The organism is Mycobacterium sp. NGS35 (assembly GCF_059812855.1).
This window is the reverse complement of record NZ_JCALDL010000017.1, coordinates 48,196-67,303: the sequence shown is the minus strand read 5'-3', so window position 1 is coordinate 67,303 and position 19,108 is coordinate 48,196. Positions and strand designations below refer to the sequence as shown.

Annotated in this window: 19 protein-coding genes; 5 read left to right on the top strand and 14 right to left on the bottom strand. The window is 67.2% G+C overall.

The genetic code is table 11. The features are described from left to right. Positions 1–54: 54 nt before the first annotated feature. Positions 55–792, bottom strand: a complete 738-nt coding sequence (locus AC5Y4C_RS20910; protein ID WP_499914126.1) for an acyltransferase — start codon at positions 790–792, stop codon at positions 55–57. A 76-nt stretch (positions 793–868) separates the two neighbouring features. Here AC5Y4C_RS20910 and AC5Y4C_RS20905 point away from each other — a divergent pair, with 76 nt between their 5' ends. Then, positions 869–2,173: an outer membrane protein assembly factor BamB family protein gene (locus tag AC5Y4C_RS20905; protein ID WP_499964919.1), complete on the top strand. Its 1,305-nt coding sequence runs from the start codon at positions 869–871 to the stop codon at positions 2,171–2,173. Between the two features lie 55 nt (positions 2,174–2,228). Here AC5Y4C_RS20905 and AC5Y4C_RS20900 read toward each other — a convergent pair whose 3' ends face one another. The 8 genes from AC5Y4C_RS20900 to ctaD are packed head-to-tail and all read right to left on the bottom strand — an operon-like array spanning position 2,229 to position 10,553. Next, positions 2,229–2,915, bottom strand: coding sequence for an esterase (locus tag AC5Y4C_RS20900; protein WP_499907967.1), 687 nt, complete (start codon positions 2,913–2,915; stop codon positions 2,229–2,231). Further along, positions 2,912–4,159, bottom strand: a complete 1,248-nt coding sequence (locus AC5Y4C_RS20895; RefSeq protein ID WP_499964986.1) for a THUMP-like domain-containing protein — start codon at positions 4,157–4,159, stop codon at positions 2,912–2,914. The genes AC5Y4C_RS20900 and AC5Y4C_RS20895 overlap by 4 nt, the downstream gene beginning before the upstream one ends. After that, the gene (locus tag AC5Y4C_RS20890) at positions 4,117–5,094 is read right to left on the bottom strand and encodes a methyltransferase domain-containing protein (RefSeq protein WP_499964921.1); all 978 of its coding nucleotides are present in this window, start codon (positions 5,092–5,094) and stop codon (positions 4,117–4,119) included. Before AC5Y4C_RS20890 ends, AC5Y4C_RS20895 begins: the two co-directional genes overlap by 43 nt. A gap of 11 nt (positions 5,095–5,105) precedes the next feature. Next, on the bottom strand, positions 5,106–5,873 hold the full coding sequence (locus AC5Y4C_RS20885) for an enoyl-CoA hydratase (RefSeq protein ID WP_499914121.1): 768 nt from the start codon (positions 5,871–5,873) through the stop codon (positions 5,106–5,108). Then, the gene (locus tag AC5Y4C_RS20880) at positions 5,870–6,655 is read right to left on the bottom strand and encodes an NUDIX hydrolase (protein ID WP_499964988.1); all 786 of its coding nucleotides are present in this window, start codon (positions 6,653–6,655) and stop codon (positions 5,870–5,872) included. The genes AC5Y4C_RS20885 and AC5Y4C_RS20880 overlap by 4 nt, the downstream gene beginning before the upstream one ends. Positions 6,656–6,678: 23 nt before the next feature. Beyond that, positions 6,679–7,539: an ABC transporter ATP-binding protein gene (locus AC5Y4C_RS20875; protein ID WP_499907964.1), complete on the bottom strand. Its 861-nt coding sequence runs from the start codon at positions 7,537–7,539 to the stop codon at positions 6,679–6,681. Further along, positions 7,539–8,780 (bottom strand): phosphoserine phosphatase SerB, encoded by a 1,242-nt coding sequence (gene serB / locus AC5Y4C_RS20870; RefSeq protein WP_499964923.1) that lies wholly within the window; start codon positions 8,778–8,780, stop codon positions 7,539–7,541. Before serB ends, AC5Y4C_RS20875 begins: the two co-directional genes overlap by 1 nt. Positions 8,781–8,783: 3 nt before the next feature. After that, positions 8,784–10,553: an aa3-type cytochrome oxidase subunit I gene (gene ctaD / locus AC5Y4C_RS20865; protein WP_499907962.1), complete on the bottom strand. Its 1,770-nt coding sequence runs from the start codon at positions 10,551–10,553 to the stop codon at positions 8,784–8,786. A gap of 106 nt (positions 10,554–10,659) precedes the next feature. On the opposite strand from ctaD, the gene AC5Y4C_RS20860 reads away from it, so the two are divergent. After that, on the top strand, positions 10,660–11,724 hold the full coding sequence (locus AC5Y4C_RS20860) for an iron-siderophore ABC transporter substrate-binding protein (RefSeq protein ID WP_499964925.1): 1,065 nt from the start codon (positions 10,660–10,662) through the stop codon (positions 11,722–11,724). Here the strand turns inward: AC5Y4C_RS20860 and AC5Y4C_RS20855 are convergent. Continuing rightward, positions 11,721–12,035, bottom strand: a complete 315-nt coding sequence (locus tag AC5Y4C_RS20855) for a DUF3349 domain-containing protein (RefSeq protein ID WP_499964926.1) — start codon at positions 12,033–12,035, stop codon at positions 11,721–11,723. The two genes, AC5Y4C_RS20860 and AC5Y4C_RS20855, sit on opposite strands and share 4 nt — an antisense overlap. Positions 12,036–12,102: 67 nt before the next feature. Between AC5Y4C_RS20855 and AC5Y4C_RS20850 the strand changes: the two genes are divergently transcribed. Together AC5Y4C_RS20850 and AC5Y4C_RS20845 are read left to right on the top strand one after the other, a co-directional pair. Next, positions 12,103–12,888: a DUF1906 domain-containing protein gene (locus AC5Y4C_RS20850; RefSeq protein WP_499951498.1), complete on the top strand. Its 786-nt coding sequence runs from the start codon at positions 12,103–12,105 to the stop codon at positions 12,886–12,888. Between the two features lie 83 nt (positions 12,889–12,971). After that, positions 12,972–13,232, top strand: coding sequence for a DUF2510 domain-containing protein (locus AC5Y4C_RS20845; RefSeq protein WP_499964928.1), 261 nt, complete (start codon positions 12,972–12,974; stop codon positions 13,230–13,232). A gap of 7 nt (positions 13,233–13,239) precedes the next feature. On the opposite strand, the gene nrdF is transcribed toward AC5Y4C_RS20845, so the two are convergent. From nrdF to AC5Y4C_RS20830, 3 genes are all read right to left on the bottom strand, one after another. Next, positions 13,240–14,202, bottom strand: a complete 963-nt coding sequence (gene nrdF, locus AC5Y4C_RS20840; protein ID WP_499908077.1) for a class 1b ribonucleoside-diphosphate reductase subunit beta — start codon at positions 14,200–14,202, stop codon at positions 13,240–13,242. Between the two features lie 72 nt (positions 14,203–14,274). Continuing rightward, positions 14,275–15,837 (bottom strand): flavin-containing monooxygenase, encoded by a 1,563-nt coding sequence (locus tag AC5Y4C_RS20835; protein ID WP_499964930.1) that lies wholly within the window; start codon positions 15,835–15,837, stop codon positions 14,275–14,277. A 58-nt stretch (positions 15,838–15,895) separates the two neighbouring features. Next, positions 15,896–16,558 carry a TetR/AcrR family transcriptional regulator gene (locus tag AC5Y4C_RS20830; RefSeq protein WP_499951501.1) on the bottom strand — a complete coding sequence of 221 codons (663 nt, stop codon included), beginning with the start codon at positions 16,556–16,558 and terminating at the stop codon, positions 15,896–15,898. A 100-nt stretch (positions 16,559–16,658) separates the two neighbouring features. Here AC5Y4C_RS20830 and AC5Y4C_RS20825 point away from each other — a divergent pair, with 100 nt between their 5' ends. Next, complete coding sequence (locus AC5Y4C_RS20825; RefSeq protein ID WP_499964932.1) at positions 16,659–18,257, top strand: MFS transporter; 1,599 nt, start codon at positions 16,659–16,661, stop codon at positions 18,255–18,257. 12 nt (positions 18,258–18,269) lie between these two features. On the opposite strand, the gene AC5Y4C_RS20820 is transcribed toward AC5Y4C_RS20825, so the two are convergent. After that, entirely contained in the window at positions 18,270–19,013 is a 744-nt protein-coding gene (locus tag AC5Y4C_RS20820) for a TetR/AcrR family transcriptional regulator (protein WP_499907952.1), read from the bottom strand. Between the last annotated feature and the right edge of the window lie 95 nt (positions 19,014–19,108).

The window sequence follows — 19,108 nt, the reverse complement described above, 5'->3', positions numbered from 1 at the left end:
CCGATTTTTCGCACTGGGCTCACGTTCGGCGAGTAGCTCCACCGCCCAGCTGCCCTAGCGAGCCGCTTTCTTGCGTTCGATGTCGGCCAGCGCGGCGGCCATCTGCGCACGCTCTGCAGCCGAGGTCTCCCATGCCAGCTTGCGGTTCTTCACCACCTTGGCGGGGGCTCCGACCGCGATCGAGTAGTCGGGGACGTGGCCCTTGACCACGGCATGTGCCCCGAGCACGCAGCCGCGGCCGACGATCGTGCCCCGCAGCACCGTCACCTTCGCCGCGATCCACGTGTCCGGCCCGATTCGCACCGGGCTCTTGACGATGCCTTGATCCTTGATGGGCATGTTGACGTCGTCCATCCGGTGGTCGAAGTCGCAGACGTAGCACCAGTCAGCCATCAGCACCGAATCCCCCAACTCGATGTCGAGGTAGGTGTTGATCACGTTGTCGCGGCCGAGCACCACCTTGTCGCCGAACCGCAGCGACCCTTCGTGGGCGCGAATCGTGTTCTTGTCGCCGATGTGCACCCAGCGGCCGATTTCCAGCTGGGCCAGTTCGGGCGTCGCGTGGATTTCGACGTCCTTGCCGAGGAACACCATGCCGCGGGTGATGATGTGCGGGTTGGTCAGCTTGAACTTCAGCAATCGCCAGTACCTGACCAAATACCACGGGGTGTAGGCGCGGTTCTTCAACACCCACTTCAGCGAGTCCGTCGTCAAGAACTTGGCCTGGCGCGGGTCGCGCAGCCGCGACCCCCGCCAGCGCTTGTGCAACGGTGCTCCCCACATCGTCGTCATGGCCGCAAAGCCTACGCCGGACGGCTCAGGCGCCGGGTTACCCTCAGGGGACGCCAGCCCGACGACGGAAGGACGCATGTTCCCCCGACACCGCACTTCTCGGCGGCTGGCAGCGATGGCGGGCGTCGCCTTACTTGCGGCGTCAGGCTGCGGTAACACCGACACTTGGGTTGACGCTGCGCCCGCAGCGGGCTGGTCGGCTCAGTATGCCGACGCCGCCAACAGCAGCCACACTGCCACCGCGGGCGCAGACAAGCTGAAACTCGCGTGGAGCCGCTCGGTCAAGGGCAGCCTGTTCGCGTCGGTGGCACTCGGCTCCACCGACACCCACTACCTTGCCGCCAACGCGCAGACCGCGGCCGGGTGCTCGCTGATGGTGTGGGAGTTCGACAACAACGGCAGGCAACGCTGGTGCACGCGGCTGGTGCTGGGCGGCGGGTTCGCCAGCGCCCTGTTCGACAAGTTCGACAACCTCTACGTCGGCCAGCCGGGCACCTTGTTGTCGTTCCCGCCGACGCAATGGGTCCGCTGGCGTCATCCGGTGATCGGTATGCCGCTGACGCCCCGGTTCGTCGGCGACGGACGACTGCTGGTGATCACCCATCTGGGGCAGGTGCAGGTCGTCGACGCCCATCGCGGCGAGATGATCGGCTCGGCGGTGGATCTGGTGGCCGGCGTCGACCCGACCGACAGCCAGCGGGGACTGACTGATTGCCAGCAAGCTCGTCCCGCATGCCCGATCGCGGCGGCACCTGCGTTCTCGTCGGCGACGGGTCGGGTGGTCACCGGCATCTGGCAACCCGGCGCGCCGGTAGCGACGCTGACCGCGCTGCGATACAGCACCGGCGACGGGCCGGGGCTTGCGGTGGAGTGGTCCACCGACGCGGTGACGAGCGGAGTGCTGGGCAGCCCGGTGTTCTCCGACGACGGGTCGACCGTCTACGTCAACAGTCGCGACGGCAAGCTGTGGGCTCTCAACGCATCGGATGGTAAGCCCAAATGGACTGTGGCGCTTGGCTTTTCGCCGCAAACGCCGCCGTCGGCGGGACCCGACGGCCTGCTGATCTCCGGTGGCGGGCCGGACGCGAAGCTGGTGGCGGTCCGGGACACGGGCGATCGCGGCGACATCGTGTGGCGCCGCGACGACGTCACCGCGCTATGCACGACGAGCCAGGCGGGTGCCGACATCGGCTATACCGTGGTGCGTGCGGCCGGCAACGGGCTCGCGCTTCTGGTCTTCGGTATCCGCGACGGGCACACGATCAACAGCTATGTCCTGCCGCAGGCCACCGGGTGGCCGGTCGGCGTGTCCGTCGCGACCGACCGGAGGGTGTTCACCGCCACCAGCGACGGCCAGGTGTACGGGTTCGACCCCGCCTAGCACTCAGTGATTTCGGGGCGCAAACGTGCGCTCAGCGCCGAAAAGCGCACCGAAATCACAACGGGGCCAGCATGGAAGCGACTGCCGACCGCGGCACATGCGCGACGGTCGCGCCCGCTGCGGCGGGCAGCAACTCGCCTTGCCCGAAGAAGAAGATCAACTCGTTGTCGGTGATCGCGAAGTTCTGGTAGTGCGCCGGGTCGAGACCGTCGGCGGGTGAAACCTTCACCCGGCTGCCCAATTGCGTGTCGATCTCCTTCTGCACGATCGGCAGGATCACCGGCAGCGGCTTGCTGCCCGGCGTGAACAACGTGTCGAAGGTGATCGGCTTACGGGCCGAGACGTTGTAGTTGTAGGCCTGATACCACGTCAGCGGATGTGCGCCACCGACGTTCTGGTAGATCTTCAGCACCACGCTCTGGGTGGCGGCGGACCGGTATTCCTCCGAGGTGATGTCCAGCGCGTACGGCTGACCGGAGGAACCGGGCATGTCCGAGACGTTGACGAACCCGTCGCGGGTCTGCCGCAGATAGTCCATCATCGGCGCCGGATCCGCGTAGTCCACCGGGAACGTGATGTCCACCGTGTACGCGTCGGTGCTGGTGTGCAGCCGGCACGTGGTGCCGTCGAGCGTTCCGCCGAAATCTGCGCACGGCGACTGTGCGTGCGCCACAGCGCTTCCCCCCGACCCGATCAATAGTGCGGCGACCAACGTCGCGGCCGCCCTGTGTGAACGTGTCATGCACCGTCCTCGAAAGGGTGTCCTGCGCCAGGGTACCTGTGTGCTCGCTGCGAGGGGCGACAAATGATCGCAGTCGCCCGCGCTTTCGAGCCGGCACCGATGCGGGTCACCACCACCGAAAGCGACTGGCGTCCGCGCAGCCGCAGCCGAGCGCGCAGCGCCGCCGGGTCGACGTCGACTCCGCGCACCAGGATCTCGACAGCGCCGCAGTCCATCTCGTGCAGCATCTGGCGTAACCGGCGCTGCCCGAACGGAATCTGCTCGAGGACCTCGAATCCCCTTGTCCCAGGCGGCAATCGGTCACCCGACAGGTACGCGATCTTCGGGTCGAGCTGCCAGAGCCCATGGCGGGCGGCGTAGTGGCGGACCAGACCCGCCCGTACCACCGCACCGTCGGGGTCGATAATCCAGCGACCGGCCGGTCGCACCGGGCAGTCGTCGGGGTCGGCATCCGTGATCTGCTCGACGCTGCCGTCGTAGCTGAGCACGGTGGCCCGCCGCGACACCGCGGGCTGAGTCAGTCCCGCCGACCACAGGCACGCCTCGCGGACGTCACCGCCCAGCGACGTCACCTCGACTTCCCCTCCGAAGTCAAGGCGACCGAAACCTGTACCAGGAGAACACTTCACGACGATATCGCGGCCGCGGTAGGTGTCCAGAAGCGCAGTCAGCGGCGGGGTGAAGTCGCCCGGCCTGTAGACGCGACGCCCTCCGTCGCGCCGCGCGGGGTCGGCGACGACGACGGCGTTGCGGCTGACGGGTTGCAGCGCGTCGGCGCGTACGAGCGGCACCTCGGGGACGTTGTGGCGCGCCATCGCCAGCCGCACCGGGTCGATGTCGCTACCCAGCACGTCGGCTGTGCGCCGCAACTCGGCCAGTTCGGCGCCGATAGAACACGTGACGTCGTGCACCGTCATCCCGGCGAGCCGACGCGCGCGGTGGGCGGCTACCGGGGTCGCGGTCGCTTGCTGAAGGGCTTCGTCGGTGAAGAGCCAGTCGCCCGCGTCGGCGAGCTTGGCGGCCGCCCGACGGCGCAGCAGCACGGTCTCCACCAGCACGCGGGCCCGGTCGCCGAACCTGGCTCTGGCGGCGGCGATGTCGGAGATCCGGCTGGCGTCGGTCAGCGGGTAGGTGCGGATTTCGGCAAGCGCCTCGGCGCCCGGCTGCGACCGCAGATAACCGACATCGTCGAGGCTGAACGCTACGACGGTTTGACCCCGGTGAGCATCACGTTGTAGTACCAGGCCTTCGGAATCACGCGACGCCACACGTTGTCGTCGATCCAGCTCAGCGTGATCCAGCTGTTGAACGCGAACTTCGCCCAGCTCCAGCCGAGGCGCCCGGGCGGGACCGCGGCCTCGATGGTCCGCAGCGGCCACCCGAGCATGGCAGCGGTGAATTCGGTGGTGGCGGTCGACACGTCGACCGCGCCGGCATTGCGAGCCATCCGCTCGAGGTCTTGCGGGTCGAAAGTGTGCAGGTCGACGACCGCCTCGAGCGCGGCCGCACGCGACGACTCGTCGAGCTCGGCCTGGGGGCGACGCCAGCCGGTCAGGCCGGGCAGCCTCGTCACGTTGGTCACGACCCGCCACGTCAGCGTCGACAACGGCCGGGCATAGGCTTCGCCCGCGTTCGTCGGTTCGCCGGCGAACACGAACCGTCCGCCCGGCTTGAGCACTCGGACCGCTTCGCGCAGCGACAGCTCGACGTCGGGGATGTGATGCAGCACCGCATGTCCGACCACCAGGTCGAAGGTGTCGTCGTCGTACGGGATGCGCTCGGCGTCGGCGACACGACCGTCGACCTCCAGGCCGAGATTCTGGCCGTTTCGTGTGGCGACCCGCACCATGCCGGGTGACAGGTCGGTCACTGATCCGCGCCGCGCGACGCCGGCCTGGATCAGGTTGAGCAGGAAAAACCCGCTGCCGCAGCCCAGCTCCAGCGCATGGTCATACGGCAGCTTGCGCTGCTCCTCGAACGGCACCGTGGCGTCAAAGAGGTTGCGCGCATAGTCGACGCAGCGCTTGTCGTAGGAGATCGACCACTTGTCGTCGTAGCTCTCGGCTTCCCAGTCGTGGTAGAGCACCTGCGCGAGCTTGCTGTCGTGACGCGCGGCCTCCACCTGCTCGGCGGTGGCGTGCGGCTGCGGAGCCGGCTGGTCGTGACTGGTCGTGGTCATAGCCCGCCAGCCTAGTGGCCCCGGTCCGACGCGACGTACCTCCGGTCCGCACCACCGAACACCCCGACGTAGCCGCGCCGCTCCGCCTCCGGGGTGCCGTCGTTGAGTGCGGCCTTGGCCGCCCCCAGCGCTGACACGGGTAACCCTGCGAAGCGTTGCGTCCAGTCAACCGCAGCGTCGTACACCGCGTCAGGTGCGACGATCTCGTCGAGCAGACCCATCGCCAGCGCCTCTCGGGCGCCCACGAACCGCCCGGAGAAGGCGAGGTCCTTGGCGTTGCTCACACCCACCAACGCGGGCAACCGCTGCAGCGCCCCGCCACCGGGGATCAGCCCCGCCAGGATTTCGGTGAACCCGAGTTTCGCGTTGTCGCCGGCGATCCGCCGGTCGGCGGCCAGGGCCAGCGACAACCCACTACCCAGCGCGTAGCCGGTGATCGCGGCGACGGTCGGTTTCGGTATCGCGGCGACGGCGGCTGCCGCGTCCTGGCGCAGTTTCGCGACCGCGTCGGCTTCGCCGGCACCCAGCGCGCGCAATTCGGCGAGGTCGTCTCCGGCGGAGAAGATCTCATGGCCGCCGAACAGGATCACGGCGGCGATGTCGTCGCGGCGGCCGACCTCGCCCGCCACCGCCGCGATCTCCCGGCAGAACTGACGGGTCAGCGTGTTTCTCGGCGGCCGCGAGAGGACCACCGTGGCGATGCCCGGCCGCTCGTCGCCGACGTAGACGCTGACGAACTCTGCCCTCTGCTCTTCGCGCAAGCGTTCATCGCTGTTCACGACCACGACCGCCCACCGAGCAGCTTGTTGTAGCGGTCCGAGTCGAAGAACTCCAAACTCCAATTGCCTTCGCTGCCAATGACTTCCGTTCTCATCGCGACGATCTCGCGGTCGACGGCAAGGATCTCCTCGACGGTGCTGCCATACTTGGGCAGCGTATCCAGCTGCGTCCAGGTGGGCGGCAGCAGCAGACTACGGCCGGCGGCGAACTCCTCGATCGCGGCGGCGGGCAACCACCACCCTGCCGACACCGCCTCGGTGGTCCGGCCGTCGGCGTGCTGGCCCGGGGGCAGCGCCGCCACGAAGAAGTAGGTGTCGTAGCGGCGCCGATGCCCCTTGGCCGGCGTCACCCAGTTCGCCCACGGCCGCAGCAGGTCTGAGCGCAACACCAGGTCTTCACCGCGCAGGAAGTCGCTGAACGCCAGCTCGCGGCTGGCCAGGCGGTCCCGCGCGCCGGCATACGCGGTAGCGTCGCCGACCACACTGTTCTGGTCGGGACCGGCCAGCAGCACCCCGCATTCCTCGAACGTCTCGCGCACGGCGGCGCACACCAGCGCCAGCGCGAGTTCCTCGTCGACGGCCAGCCTCTGCGCCCACCACGCGGGTTCGGGCCCCGCCCAGGCGATGTCGAATTCGCGGTCGCGGTCGTCCACGCCGCCACCGGGGAAGACCGTGGTGCCAGGAGCGAACTCCATACGCGAATGACGTTGCAGCAGGAAGATTTCGAGGCCGTCAGCAGCGTCGCGGAGCAGCATCACGGTGGCTGCCGGCCGCGGAGTCATCGCGGCATCGGAGCCAGAGGTGCTCACGCCCGTCTCCGGTGCGCGGCACGGGTGCGAACCCGCCGGGCGAAATAGCGCCCGTCGATCACATCCAGCGCGATCGACTGCCCGAACGCCGTGGACAGGTTTTCGGCGGTCAGCGTGTCGCGCAGCAGACCGGACGCCACCACCCGGCCTTCGGACAGCATCAGGCAGTGGCTGAAGCCTGGCGGTATCTCCTCGACGTGGTGGGTGACCAGCACCAGCGCGGGCGCGTCCGGATCGGCGGCCAGATCGGCCAGCCGAGCCACCAACTCCTCGCGGCCGCCCAGATCCAGGCCGGCGGCTGGTTCGTCGAGGAGCAGCAGCTCAGGGTCTGTCATCAAGGAACGCGCGATCAGCACCCGCTTGCGTTCGCCCTCGGACAGTGTGTCGTAGGTGCGGTCGGCCAGGTGCTCGGCGCCGACGCTCTCGAGGGTGTCGACGGCCCGCGTGTAGTCGACGTCGTCGTACACCTCGCGCCACCGGCCCATCACCGCATAGCCGGCCGACACCACCAGATCGCGGACCACCTCGCCATCGGGGACCCGCTGCGACAGCGCCGACGAACTCAGCCCGATCCGCGAGCGCAGCTCCGACATGTCGACGCGACCCAGCCGCTCGCCGAGGACGTACGCGGTGCCCGACGACGGGTGCTCCATGGCCGCCGCGATCCGCAGCAACGACGTCTTGCCCGCACCGTTGGGGCCGATCACCACCCAGCGCTCGTCGAGTTCCACCGACCAGCTGACCGGCCCGACGAGGGTCCGCCCGCTACGGCGCAGGGAAACGTTGTGGAAGTCGAGCAGCAGATCCGGATCGGGCGCGCGGTTGGCTGTTTCGACCACCCGACCATCGTGCCGCATCACGAACCGGGCGGGATGTCGACCCTGCGCAGCGTCCCGTCGATTGCGTCGGCGGCCTCGATCTCACCGCGAGTGACACCGAGGATGAACAGCACCGTGTCCAGATACGGGTGGGACAGTGACGCGTCGGCGACTTCCCGGAGGGCCGGTTTTGCGTTGAACGCGACCCCGAGCCCCGCCGTCGCGAGCATGTCGATGTCGTTGGCGCCGTCGCCGACCGCCACGGTCTGCTCCAGCGGCACGCCGGCCTGCTGCGCAAAGCTCTTGAGCGCCTTGGCTTTTCCCGCCCGGTCGATGATCGGGCCGACGAGCCGGCCGGTCAGCACGCCGTCGACGATCTCCAGTTCGTTGGCGGCGACGAAGTCCAGCATCAGCTCGTGGGCCAGCGGCTCGATCACCTGCCGAAACCCGCCGGAGACGACGCCGCAGTGAAAACCCAAGCGCCGCAGCGTCCGCAGAGTGGTGCGGGCGCCCGGGGTGAGCTCGAGTTCGTCGGCGACCTCGTCGAGCACACTGGCAGGCAGGCCCTTCAGCGTCGCAACCCGCTGCTTGAGCGACTCGGTGAAGTCGATCTCCCCGCGCATCGCGGAGTCGGTGATCGCGGCCACGGCGTCGCGTGCGCCCACCCGCTCGGCCAGAATCTCGATGACTTCCTGCTGGATCAGCGTGGAATCGACGTCGAACACGATCAGCCGCTTGGCGCGCCGTTCGAGGCTGGTGTCTTCGACTGCGACGTCCACCTTCTCGGCGGTGGCGACGCGCGTCAGGGCGTGCGGCAGGTCGGCCCGACGCTCCGGCGGCACCGACACGCGAAGCTCGAGCCCGGTCACGGGGTAGTCGGAGACTCCGCGGATGAAGTCGATGTTGACTCCGAGGTTGGCCAGTTCGGTGGCCAGGGCGCTGAACGCCCGCGCGGTGACGGGCCTGCCGAGGACGACGATCGTGTGCGTGGACGGCTCGGCGATGATCGGCAGATCCCGGCTGCGCTCGATCGAAACATCAAGGCCCACAGCGTTGATCGCGCGCTCGACGTCCTCGCGCAGGTGCGGTCCGTCGGCCACCGCGTCGGTGCAGGCCACCAAGACACCCAGCGTCAACCGGCCACGGATCACCACCTGCTCGACGTTGAGCAGTTCGACGTCGTAGCGGGAGAGGACCTCGAAGAGTGCCGACGTCACACCGGGCTGGTCGACCCCGGTGACCGTGATCAGGATCGAGCCAGCGGCGCCGGCGTTCGGCACGGATCAGCCCCGGTCCGGCGCCGCCTGTCCGCTGCGGTCCGGCTCAGTCCGCGGACCCATGCCGCCCGACTCCCCCACCGTGGGATGCCTGCCGATGTGGGCCTCGGCGCGCATGCGCTCGACCATCCACGGGTAGTGCAGCTCGAAAGCCGGTCGCTCCGAACGGATTCGGGGCAGCTCGTAGAAGTTGTGCCGCGGCGGCGGGCAGCTGGTGGCCCACTCCAGCGAGTTGCCGTAACCCCACGGGTCGTCGACGGTCACCGGCTCGCCGTAGCGCCAGCTGCGGAACACGTTCCAGGTGAAGAAGATCATCGACGTGCCGAGGATGAAGGCGCCGATGGTCGACACGATGTTGAGACCCTCGAAGCCGTCGGTGGGCAGGTAGTCGGCATAACGGCGGGGCATGCCCTGGTTGCCCAGCCAGTGCTGCACCAGGAACGTGGTGTGGAAGCCGATGAACGTGAGCCAGAAGTGCATCTTGCCGAGCCGCTCGTCGAGCAGCCGGCCGGTCATCTTCGGGAACCAGAAGTAGATGCCCGAGAAGGTGGCGAACACGATGGTGCCGAACAGCACGTAGTGGAAGTGCGCGACGACGAAGTAGCTGTCGGTGACGTGGAAGTCCAGGGGCGGGCTGGCCAGCAGCACGCCGGAAAGACCGCCCAGCAAGAACGTGACGAGGAACCCGACGGCGAACAGCATCGGCGTCTCGAAGGTCAGCTGCCCCTTCCACATCGTGCCGATCCAGTTGAAGAATTTGATGCCGGTGGGCACCGCGATCAAAAACGTCATGAAGGAGAAGAACGGCAGCAGCACTGCCCCGGTGGCGTACATGTGGTGCGCCCACACCGCCACCGACAGCGCGGCGATCGCGATCGTCGCGTAGACCAGCGTCGAGTATCCGAAGATCGGCTTGCGCGAGAACACCGGGAACACTTCGGTGACGATGCCGAAGAACGGCAGCGCGATGATGTACACCTCGGGATGCCCGAAGAACCAGAACAGGTGCTGCCACAACAACACTCCGCCGTTGGCCGGGTCGTAGATATGGGCTCCCAGATGACGGTCGGCGGCCAGGCCGAACAGTGCGGCCGTCAGCAGCGGGAAGGCAAGCAGCACAAGGATGCTGGTCACCAGGATGTTCCAGGTGAAGATCGGCATCCGGAACATCGTCATGCCGGGCGCGCGCATGCAGATCACGGTGGTGATCATGTTGACCGCGCCGAGGATCGTGCCGAGGCCACCGACGGCTAGGCCCAGGATCCACAGGTCGCCGCCGGCGCCGGGGCTGTGGATGGCGTCGGTCAGCGGGCTGTAGGCCGTCCAGCCGAAGTCGGCGGCGCCGCCGGGGGTGATGAACCCGGCGAGGGCAATCAGCGCGCCGAAGAGGAAAAGCCAGAACGAGAATGCGTTGAGCCGCGGGAATGCGACGTCAGGGGCGCCGATCTGCAGCGGCAGCACGATGTTGGCGAACCCGAACACGATCGGGGTTGCGTAGAAGAGCAGCATCACCGTGCCGTGCATGGTGAACAGCTGGTTGTACTGCTCGTTGGACAGGAACTGCAGCCCGGGCACGGCCAGCTCCGCGCGCATCAGCAGTGCCATGAGCCCACCGATGAAGAAGAAGGCCATGCACGTGACGATGTACATGATGCCGATCAGCTTGTGATCGGTGGTGGTGATCAGCTTGTAGATCAAATTGCCCTTGGGCCCCAGGCGCTGGGGGAAGGGTCGGCGGGCCTCGAGTACTCCGAGAGGGGGCGCTTCCGCGGTCAAGAGCTCCTCCAAATATCGGTTGCGGACTAAATCCTAGTTGGAGCCGCACGCGGGCGTCGGCGCGGGTCCTACATAGTGTCGTAGGCTGCGGTGTTACGGTCGCGACGTGGTCAGGGCCGGTGTTGCTGCCGTCGTGGCGGTCCTTCTCACATGCGCTGTGGGCTGCGGCGCCAAAACCCCCGGTGGCGCGGCTTCCCCGTCGACCTCGGTGATCACCAGCACGACGAAGATCGCGGACGCAGGCGTGCTGGGCAACGATCGCCGGCCCGACGAATCCTGTGCTCCCCTACCCTCCGCGCCTGATCCCGGACCGCCGGTGCGGCGGGTGCGCCATGTTGCCGGGGAGACCGACGTGCCCGCCGATCCCCAGCGGATCGTGGTGCTCTCGGGCGACCAACTCGACGCACTGTGCGCGCTGGGTCTGCAGTCGCGGATCGTCGCGGCTGCCTTGCCCGACAGCTCGTCGAGTCAGCCGTCCTACCTGGGCACGGTCATTCACGACGTGCGTGGCGCCGGCCCGCGCAGCGCGCCTGACCTTTCGGCGATCCGCGCGGCGGCGCCCGACCTCATCCTCGGTTCACAGGCCCTGACGCCGGAGCTCTACCCCACGCTGGCAGCGATCGCGCCGACCGTCTTCACCGGACCGCCCGGGGCGGCATGGCAGGACAATCTACGGCTGGTCGGGGCGGCGACAGGCCGCGCCGATGCGGCCAACGGACTGGTCGACGGGTTCAACGCGTTCGCGGCCAAGGCGGGTGCCGAGAATGACGCCGCGCACTTCCAGGCGTCGGTAGTGCAGCTGACCGACAACACCTTGCGGGTCTACGGGGCCGCCAACTTCCCGGCGAGCGTGCTCACCGCCGTCGGCGTGGACCGGCCGGCCTCCCAGCGGTTCACCGACAAGCCCTACATCGGGATCGGCATCAGCGACCTGGGCAAGGCGGACTTCTCGGCCGCCGACGGGGACATCGTCTACATGTCGTTTGCCTCCGCCTCGGCCAAGGAGCGGGCGCCCGAGATCCTGAAGAGCGACGCGTGGCGGCGGCTGTCGGCGAACCGCGACAACCGGGTGTTCGTCGTCAACAACGAGGTTTGGCAGACCGGCCAGGGAATCGTCGCGGCCCGCGGCATCGTCGCGGATCTGAAATGGCTGAATGCGCCAATCAATTAGGGCTGTTCGTTCGAATCCGCTAGTGGCCAGCCGGCGGCCGCCAGCCGCGCCGCAACACGCCTGACATCCTCCTCGTCGGCGTTGAGGTGGGTGACATCCTCGATGAATTCGGCGATCTCGTCGCGGTCGATCGGGTAAGCGGCCGCTGCCTGGCCGGTGATTGCCCGCACGACTTCTTTGATCTGCTCTTCTGTCAGTGAGGTAGTGCGCAGCAGCGCCAGCAGCGGCACGCGGTCCGGGCCAGGCACGCCTTCGGGGTAGCCGGCACGCAGCCAATCGATGATGCGACGCAGTGGCGAAGCAGCGTTCACGCCGCCCAGTGTGCAATCACTGCCGCGAAGCCGCCATGGGAACAATCCGGCTTGTTACCCTCGCGCCGTGCATGATTCGCCTGCGCCCTGGCGGTCGGTGCCGCGGCGCCGGGTGCTCACATACGCGCTAGCCGGCCCGGTTCTGCTGGGCCTGGCCGCCGCGCTCGACGCGCCTGCGGCAGCCGCGGCGGGCATGCGGTTGGTCGACTTCACCGAGCACTTGGTACCCGCCGATCAGATCAAAACGGCGGGCTTCGACGGCGCCATCGTCTACGTGTCGGAGTCGCGCCCAGGCGCCAACTTCGATTTCAAGCCCGTCACCCGCGAGTATGCGAATGCACTGCGCGCCGCGGGTCTTCAGATTGTCAGCGTCTATCAGTACGGCAAACCCGGTTGGCCTGATCCGTCGGATTTCACCCGCGGCTACGACGGCGGCGTGGCAGACGCACAGAGAGCGCGGCAGATTCATGCCGCCGCCGGTGGACCCGATTCCGCGCCGATCTTTTTCAGCGTCGACGAGGACATTGACGCCAACACATGGAAAACGCTTGCGCTGCAATGGTTTCGCGGGATCAACTCGGTGCTGGGTGTCGAGCGCACGGGCATCTACGGGCACAACCGGGCGTGTGCATGGGCGGTCCAGGACGGCGTGATCGGGCACTCGACCACCCCTGGTCACCGATGGGCTTGGCAGACGCGTGCGTGGTCTCACGGTGAACGCGAACCCACCGCGGTGCTGTACCAGTCCGTGGTCAACAGCCCAGCGAGCCCAGGGGTGCCGATCGGCGGGACCGTTGTCGACGTCGACGACGTCCTCGCGGCCGACTTCGGCCAGTGGGACCTCACGCGCTAGCGCTCTAGCGTGGGCCACCGTTTAAGTGGTGGGCGCCTCCGGGTATCTGACGGCATCACCGCCACACAGGAGGTTCAGGTTCGATGTCGTCGTTGTCCGGTGCGTTGAACTCGCTGCTCTGGATTCTGATCCTCATCCTGATCGTCGCGGTGGTCATCGCAGTCGTGCGAGCGTTCGCCCGGCCGAGGGGCGGCACCGTCGTGGAGCAGCCAGTCGTGCAGCAGGCGCCCCCGCCGGCCACCGGCGGATTGAGCCCTGGTTGGTATCCCGACCAGCAGGATCCGAACCTGATGCGCTACTACGACGGCCGCGTCTGGACGGCGCAGACGCAACCCCGTAGGTAGTCCGCGGCTAGAAGTCCCAGTCCTCGTCTTCGGTGATGACGGCCTTGCCGATGACGTAGCTCGACCCCGAGCCTGAGAAGAAGTCGTGGTTCTCGTCGGCGTTGGGGCTCAGCGCGGACAGGATCGCCGGGTTCACGTCGGTCTCGTCGCGCGGGAACAGCGCCTCGTAGCCGAGGTTCATCAGCGCCTTGTTGGCGTTGTAGCGCAGGAACTTCTTGACGTCCTCGGTCAGCCCGACCTCGTCGTAGAGGTCCTGGGTGTATTCGACCTCGTTGTCGTAGAGCTCGAACAACAACTCGTACGTGTAGTCCTTGAGCTCCTGCTGCTTGGCCGAATCCTCGAGCGCCAGGCCGCGCTGGTACTTGTAGCCGATGTAGTAGCCGTGCACGGCCTCGTCGCGGATGATCAGCCGGATCATGTCGGCGGTGTTGGTCAGCTTGGCCCGGCTGGACCAATACATCGGCAAGTAGAAGCCGGAGTAGAACAGGAAGCTTTCCAGCAGCGTCGAGGCCACCTTGCGCTTCAAGGGCTCGTCGCCGCGGTAGTACTCCATCACGATTTCGGCCTTGCGCTGCAGGTTCGGATTCTCCTCCGACCAGCGGAACGCGTCGTCGATCTCAGCCGTCGAGCACAGCGTCGAGAAGATCGCGCTGTAGCTCTTGGCGTGCACCGACTCCATGAACGCGATGTTGGTGTAGACGGCCTCTTCGTGTGGGGTCAGCGCATCAGGGATGAGACTGACCGCGCCGACGGTGCCCTGAATGGTGTCGAGCAGCGTCAGGCCGGTGAACACCCGCATGGTGAGTTGCTTTTCAGCAGGGGTGAGCGTGTTCCACGACGGGATGTCGTTGGACACCGGCACCTTCTCGGGCAGCCAGAAGTTGCCCGTCAGCCGGTCCCAGACCTCGGCGTCCTTCTCGTCCTGGAGACGGTTCCAGTTGATCGCCGAAACGCGGTCGATGAGTTTCATGTCGCTCACGGGACCCCACTTCACCAAGGAGTTTTGACGTGCCTATAGCGGTTCTATAGCGCGCCACCGACACTACCTCTGGGGCGCGACAACCTCCGGCACCCCAACATCTAGATTTTTCGTGTCGGTGCGACCGTCCCAGAACCGGTACTCGCTGGGGTCCAGCTTGCGGGTATCGCGCCAGTATTCCCACGTCATACCGCTCCACAGAGTCCGGTTGACGCCATGCTCGTCGAGATACCAGCTGCGGCATCCGCCGGTGTTCCACACGGAGCCGGCGAGCCTTTGCTGAAGTTCGGCGTTTTTACGGTTTTGGGCGTCGCGGGTAGGCGCCAGCGCCTGGGCACCGCGCTTGTCCACCGCGGCGATCGCCTGGGCCACGTATCGAATCTGCGCCTCGATCATGAACACAACCGAGGTGTGCCCGAGCCCGGTGTTGGGACCGAGCAGGAAGAACAGGTTGGGCACGTCGGCCACGGCGACGCCGCGGTGTGCCACGACGCCTTCGCGGTTCCACCGATCCACCAGGTCTTCGCCCCCGGCGCCTTTGACGTCGACGTAGGTGTAGGAGTCGGTGACGTGAAATCCGGTCGCGTAGACGATCACGTCGACCTTGCGCTCGGTGCCGTCGGCGGTGACGATCCCGTCCGGCGTGATCCGGTTGATCCGGTCGGTGATCAATTTCGTCTTCGGGTTCGCGACGCCCTGATAGTAGTTGGGCGAGTAAAGAATTCGCTTACATCCTGCCCGGTACGTCGGAGTCAGCTTGCGGCGCAGCTCCTTGTCTTTGACGTGGTGCCGGATGTTCCACCGGCCCACCAGCTCGACCGCCCGCAGAAGTGCCGGCTGCCGGGTCATCGCGAACCCCAGCCCCTCGAGCCACCAATAGATGCCGCCGCGAACGGCCAGCCGCAAACCCGGAACAGTTGCAAAGGCCCGCTTGAGGCTTTCCGGGAACGGCTTGTTGGGCCGCGGCACCACCCACGGCGGCGTGCGCTGGTAGAGCTGCAGTTCGCTGACGTCCTTGACGATCTCGGGCACGATCTGGATGGCACTGGCTCCGGTCCCGATCACCGCAACCCGCTTGCCCGCGAGGTCGACGCTGTGGTCCCACTGCGCGGAATGGAAAGCGACACCGCGGAATACGTCCTTGCCGTCGATGTCGGGGATCAACGGTATGTGCAGTGCACCGGCCCCGGAAATCAGGAACTGCGCGACGTACTCTTGGCCATCCGCGGTGAACACATGCCAGCGGCACTCGGCGTCGTCCCAATTCGCGCGGTCGACAAAGGCATTGAACTTGATGTAGCGGCGCAACCCGTACTTGTCGGTGACGCCCTTGAGGTAATCCCAGATCTCCGGCTGCGGCGAGAACAGCTTGCTCCACGTCGGCTTCGGCTCGAAGGAGAAGGAGTACAGGTGCGACGGGACGTCACAGGCGCATCCTGGATAGGTGTTGTCGCGCCAGGTGCCCCCGACCTCGTCTGCCTTCTCCAGGATCAGAAAGTCCACCCCCTGCTTCTGCAGGGCGATGCCCATGCCGAGGCCGGAGAAGCCGGTGCCGATGATCAGCGCGCGGGTATGGACGGGCGAAGCGTCCGGTCGGGTGGCCACGCTCGGTTCGGCGACAGTCATGGCGGTCCGTCCTTTCCTGGGAACGCCGGTACCGGGTAACTGCGGAACAGTGTAGGCGTCACCCGGAACCGGTGAGAAGTGCGACGGAGCGACGCAATTGCTGCTCGTCGGGCGGCGCCGGCAGCTGCGAGGTTCCGGTTTGGAACGCGTCGAGCATCAGCGCGGCGAACCGCCGCCAGGCGTCCGGCGCAGCCGTGGCCGTCGCGGCCAGCACGCCGGAATTGGCCAAGAGCAAGACGACGACGTCAGCCACCACCAAGTCGGCGCGCACAGCACCTTCGGCCTGCGCTCGCGCGATCAGTGCCTTGAGCTTGTCGACGGCCTCGGCCGTCTGTTGCTCGACCGTGCTGGTCGCCGGAAATGCGGTGGTGAGCAAGTCCCGCAGACCGGCGTCGCGGGCTTGCAATTCGCAGACCTCGAAGATCAGGTCGCGGAAGCCGTCGCCGGCGCGGGGATTGGCCAGCGCCCTGTCTACCGCCTCCGTGTACTGCGACATGCTGCGCTCGAACGCCGCCTCTGCCAGGTCGGCCCGGGTGGGAAACCGCCGGTACAGAGTGGCCACTCCTACCCCGGCCCGACGTGCGATTTCTTCGAGCGGAACTCCGAGACCGCGCTCTGCGAACACTTTGGCGGCCGCCGACAAGATGCGGTCGCGGTTGAGCTGAGCATCGGCGCGCAGTGGCCTGGCTTTCTTCGCGTGCCTCGTTGCGCTTGAAATCACAGGTCCAGACTACCCGCTGAAGTGGAGGCGCGCGTCCATTTATCCGTATTGTCGATAGCGGTAAGTGGCAGTTGTCCTCCACTTAAGGAACGGAGCAAATATGTCAGTCGTAACGATGGCGCCGGAGCTGACCCACGGCGGTCGGCATCGGGCGCCCGAGAAGCGCGGCCTGCGAGGCCACCCGTGGTGGACGCTGGCCGCAGTGTCGATCGGCGTCATCATGGTCGGGCTCGACGCGTCGGTGGTGGCGATCGCCAACCCGCGCATCGCGGCCGACCTGCACGCGTCGCTGTCGGATCTGCAATGGATCACCGACGCCTACCTGCTGGCGCTGGCGTCGCTGCTGATCTTCGGCGGCAAGCTGGGAGACCGGTTCGGCCGTCGCGAGATGTTTTTCATCGGCGTGGCCGGCTTCGCGCTGACGTCGGTCGGCATCGGGCTGGTCGGCTCGGTGTCCGGGGTGATCGCGCTGCGCGCGCTGCAGGGCGTTTTCGGCGCATTGCTGATGCCGAGCACGCTGGCCATCGTCCGCAGCGCCTTCCCAGCCGACAAGCTCAACACCGCCGTGGGAATCTGGGGCGCCGCGTCGGGTGTGTCGATCGCCGCGGGCCCGATCGTCGGCGGCCTTCTGGTCGAACACGTCAGCTGGGAGTCGGTGTTCTACATCAACGCGCCAATTGCCGTGGCCGCCTTGATCATTGGGGCCATGGCGATCGTCGAGAGCCGCAGCACGAACGCCCACCGGCTGGACGTGCCCGGCATCACCGCGCTCAGCGGCGGGTTGTTCCTCATCGTGTTCGGTCTGATCAAGGCGCAGAACTGGGGCTGGCTGGCGGGCAGCACGTTGGCGTTCATCGTGGCCGGGTTGGCGGCCCTGGCGGCGTTCGTGATGATCGAGTTGCGGTCGCCGGAGCCGCTGGTTCCCATGCACCTGTTCGCCAACCGGTCGCTGTCCATCGGAACGGCTGTGGTCGTCATCAACTTCTTCGCACTCTTCGGGGCGCTGTTCTTCATGACGCTGTATCTGCAGAACGTGCACGGGATGTCGCCTGTCGAGTCGGGCGTACGGACGCTGCCGCTGAGCTTGGCACTGATGGTGTCGGCCCCGGTGAGCGGCCTGGTCACCGAAAGGTTCGGACCGCGTCCGGCCATGGTCGCGGGGCTCGGCGCCGTGGCGGCTGCCCTGTTCCTGCTCACGGGTCTGCAGACCGATTCCGGCTATGACGCGCTGTGGCCGGCGTTTGCGCTGCTCGGCGCGGGTATCGGGCTGGTGCTGACGGCGAGCTCGGACGCGATCGTCGGCAACGCCAGCGTCGACGACGCCGGGGTGGCCGGCGGCCTGCAGAGCACCGCCGTGCAGTTGGGCGGAGTGCTGGGTACGACGATCCTCGGCTCGGTGCTGAGCAGCCGCGTGGGTGCGGCGCTGCCGGGTGAGCTGACGGCCGCTGGAACCCCAGAACCGTTGGCGGACAAGCTGATTGCGGCCAAGCAGCTCGTCGCACAAGGAGTGGCACCGTCGATACCCGGCGCGCCGACCCCGCTGTCGGCCGCGATCGCCGAGGGCAGCCACAACGCGTTCATGGCAGGGCTGCACACGTCACTTGTGGTCGCAGCGGCTGCGGCCGGCGTGGGCGCGGTGCTCGCGATGTTCGTGCGGCGCGGGCAGAACTCCGACGCCGTCGTGCCCGTCGGCCTCTGACCCGCGGCGACGTCAGGCGACCGAGTGGCTGGGCAGCGGAACCGCTTCGCTGATCGGCCGCTCGGCGTCGAGCTTGATGCCGAGAAGTTCGCTGGTCCCCGTGATCACGCTCAGCATCACCGTGGTCAGGTGCTCGATGAACTTCTCGCGCGCCATCCGTCGCGGGCTGTCGGCATTCGGGCCCAGCCACCAGTCCGTCGCCGACGCTGCTGAGCCGAACGTCGCGAACGCCGCCAGCTCCAGGGCGGCCGGATCGAGTTCCATCTCCCGCAGCTCGTTGCTGAACAACGCGGCCATCTCGAGCGTGATCTCGCGGCCCTCGTTCAGGGTCCGCATCGTGGACTCCGTCTGCTCGACAAAGCGGCCCTGAATGAGGAACCGCAGCACGTTGGGATGCTGGTCGACCAGGTCGACGTAGTGTTCGACACTGCTGCGGATGATCTCGCGCACCGAGTCGGTGGACAGGTCGATCGACGGGAAGATGGCCGACCACAGCATGTCGCGCAGCCGCTCCCCGATGGCCTGGAAAAGGTCGGACTTGTCGGTGAAGTGCCGGTAGATCTTGGGCTTGGCGGTACCGGCCTCCTCGGCGATCTCGCGGATCGACAGCTCAGGGCCGCGCTTGTCGAGGGCACGGAACGCGGCGTCGACGATCTGGGCGCGCACCTTCTTGCGGTGCTCGCGCCAGCGTTCGCTGCGGGCATCCACCTTGCCGCCCGCGGTCACGCTGGGTCTGGGCATCGCCGGTCTGCGCACGGGCAACACTCTACCCGTATCAGGCTGCTGACCTGCTCATAAGCGCTTTCCAACTGTCGCGGGGCGAATTGTATGCGCGGGTCGTGGGTACTATT

Excerpts from the sequence above, each read along its gene's own strand:
- AC5Y4C_RS20910 (WP_499914126.1), bottom strand. The coding sequence starts at position 792 with ATGACGACGATGTGGGGAGCACCGTTGCACAAGCGCTGGCGGGGGTCG.
- AC5Y4C_RS20905 (WP_499964919.1), top strand. The coding sequence starts at position 869 with ATGTTCCCCCGACACCGCACTTCTCGGCGGCTGGCAGCGATGGCGGGC.
- AC5Y4C_RS20900 (WP_499907967.1), bottom strand. The coding sequence starts at position 2,915 with ATGACACGTTCACACAGGGCGGCCGCGACGTTGGTCGCCGCACTATTG.
- AC5Y4C_RS20890 (WP_499964921.1), bottom strand. The coding sequence starts at position 5,094 with ATGACCACGACCAGTCACGACCAGCCGGCTCCGCAGCCGCACGCCACC.
- AC5Y4C_RS20880 (WP_499964988.1), bottom strand. The coding sequence starts at position 6,655 with ATGACTCCGCGGCCGGCAGCCACCGTGATGCTGCTCCGCGACGCTGCT.
- AC5Y4C_RS20875 (WP_499907964.1), bottom strand. The coding sequence starts at position 7,539 with ATGCGGCACGATGGTCGGGTGGTCGAAACAGCCAACCGCGCGCCCGAT.
- AC5Y4C_RS20845 (WP_499964928.1), top strand. The coding sequence starts at position 12,972 with ATGTCGTCGTTGTCCGGTGCGTTGAACTCGCTGCTCTGGATTCTGATC.
- nrdF (WP_499908077.1), bottom strand. The coding sequence starts at position 14,202 with ATGAAACTCATCGACCGCGTTTCGGCGATCAACTGGAACCGTCTCCAG.
- AC5Y4C_RS20835 (WP_499964930.1), bottom strand. The coding sequence starts at position 15,837 with ATGACTGTCGCCGAACCGAGCGTGGCCACCCGACCGGACGCTTCGCCC.
- AC5Y4C_RS20825 (WP_499964932.1), top strand. The coding sequence starts at position 16,659 with ATGTCAGTCGTAACGATGGCGCCGGAGCTGACCCACGGCGGTCGGCAT.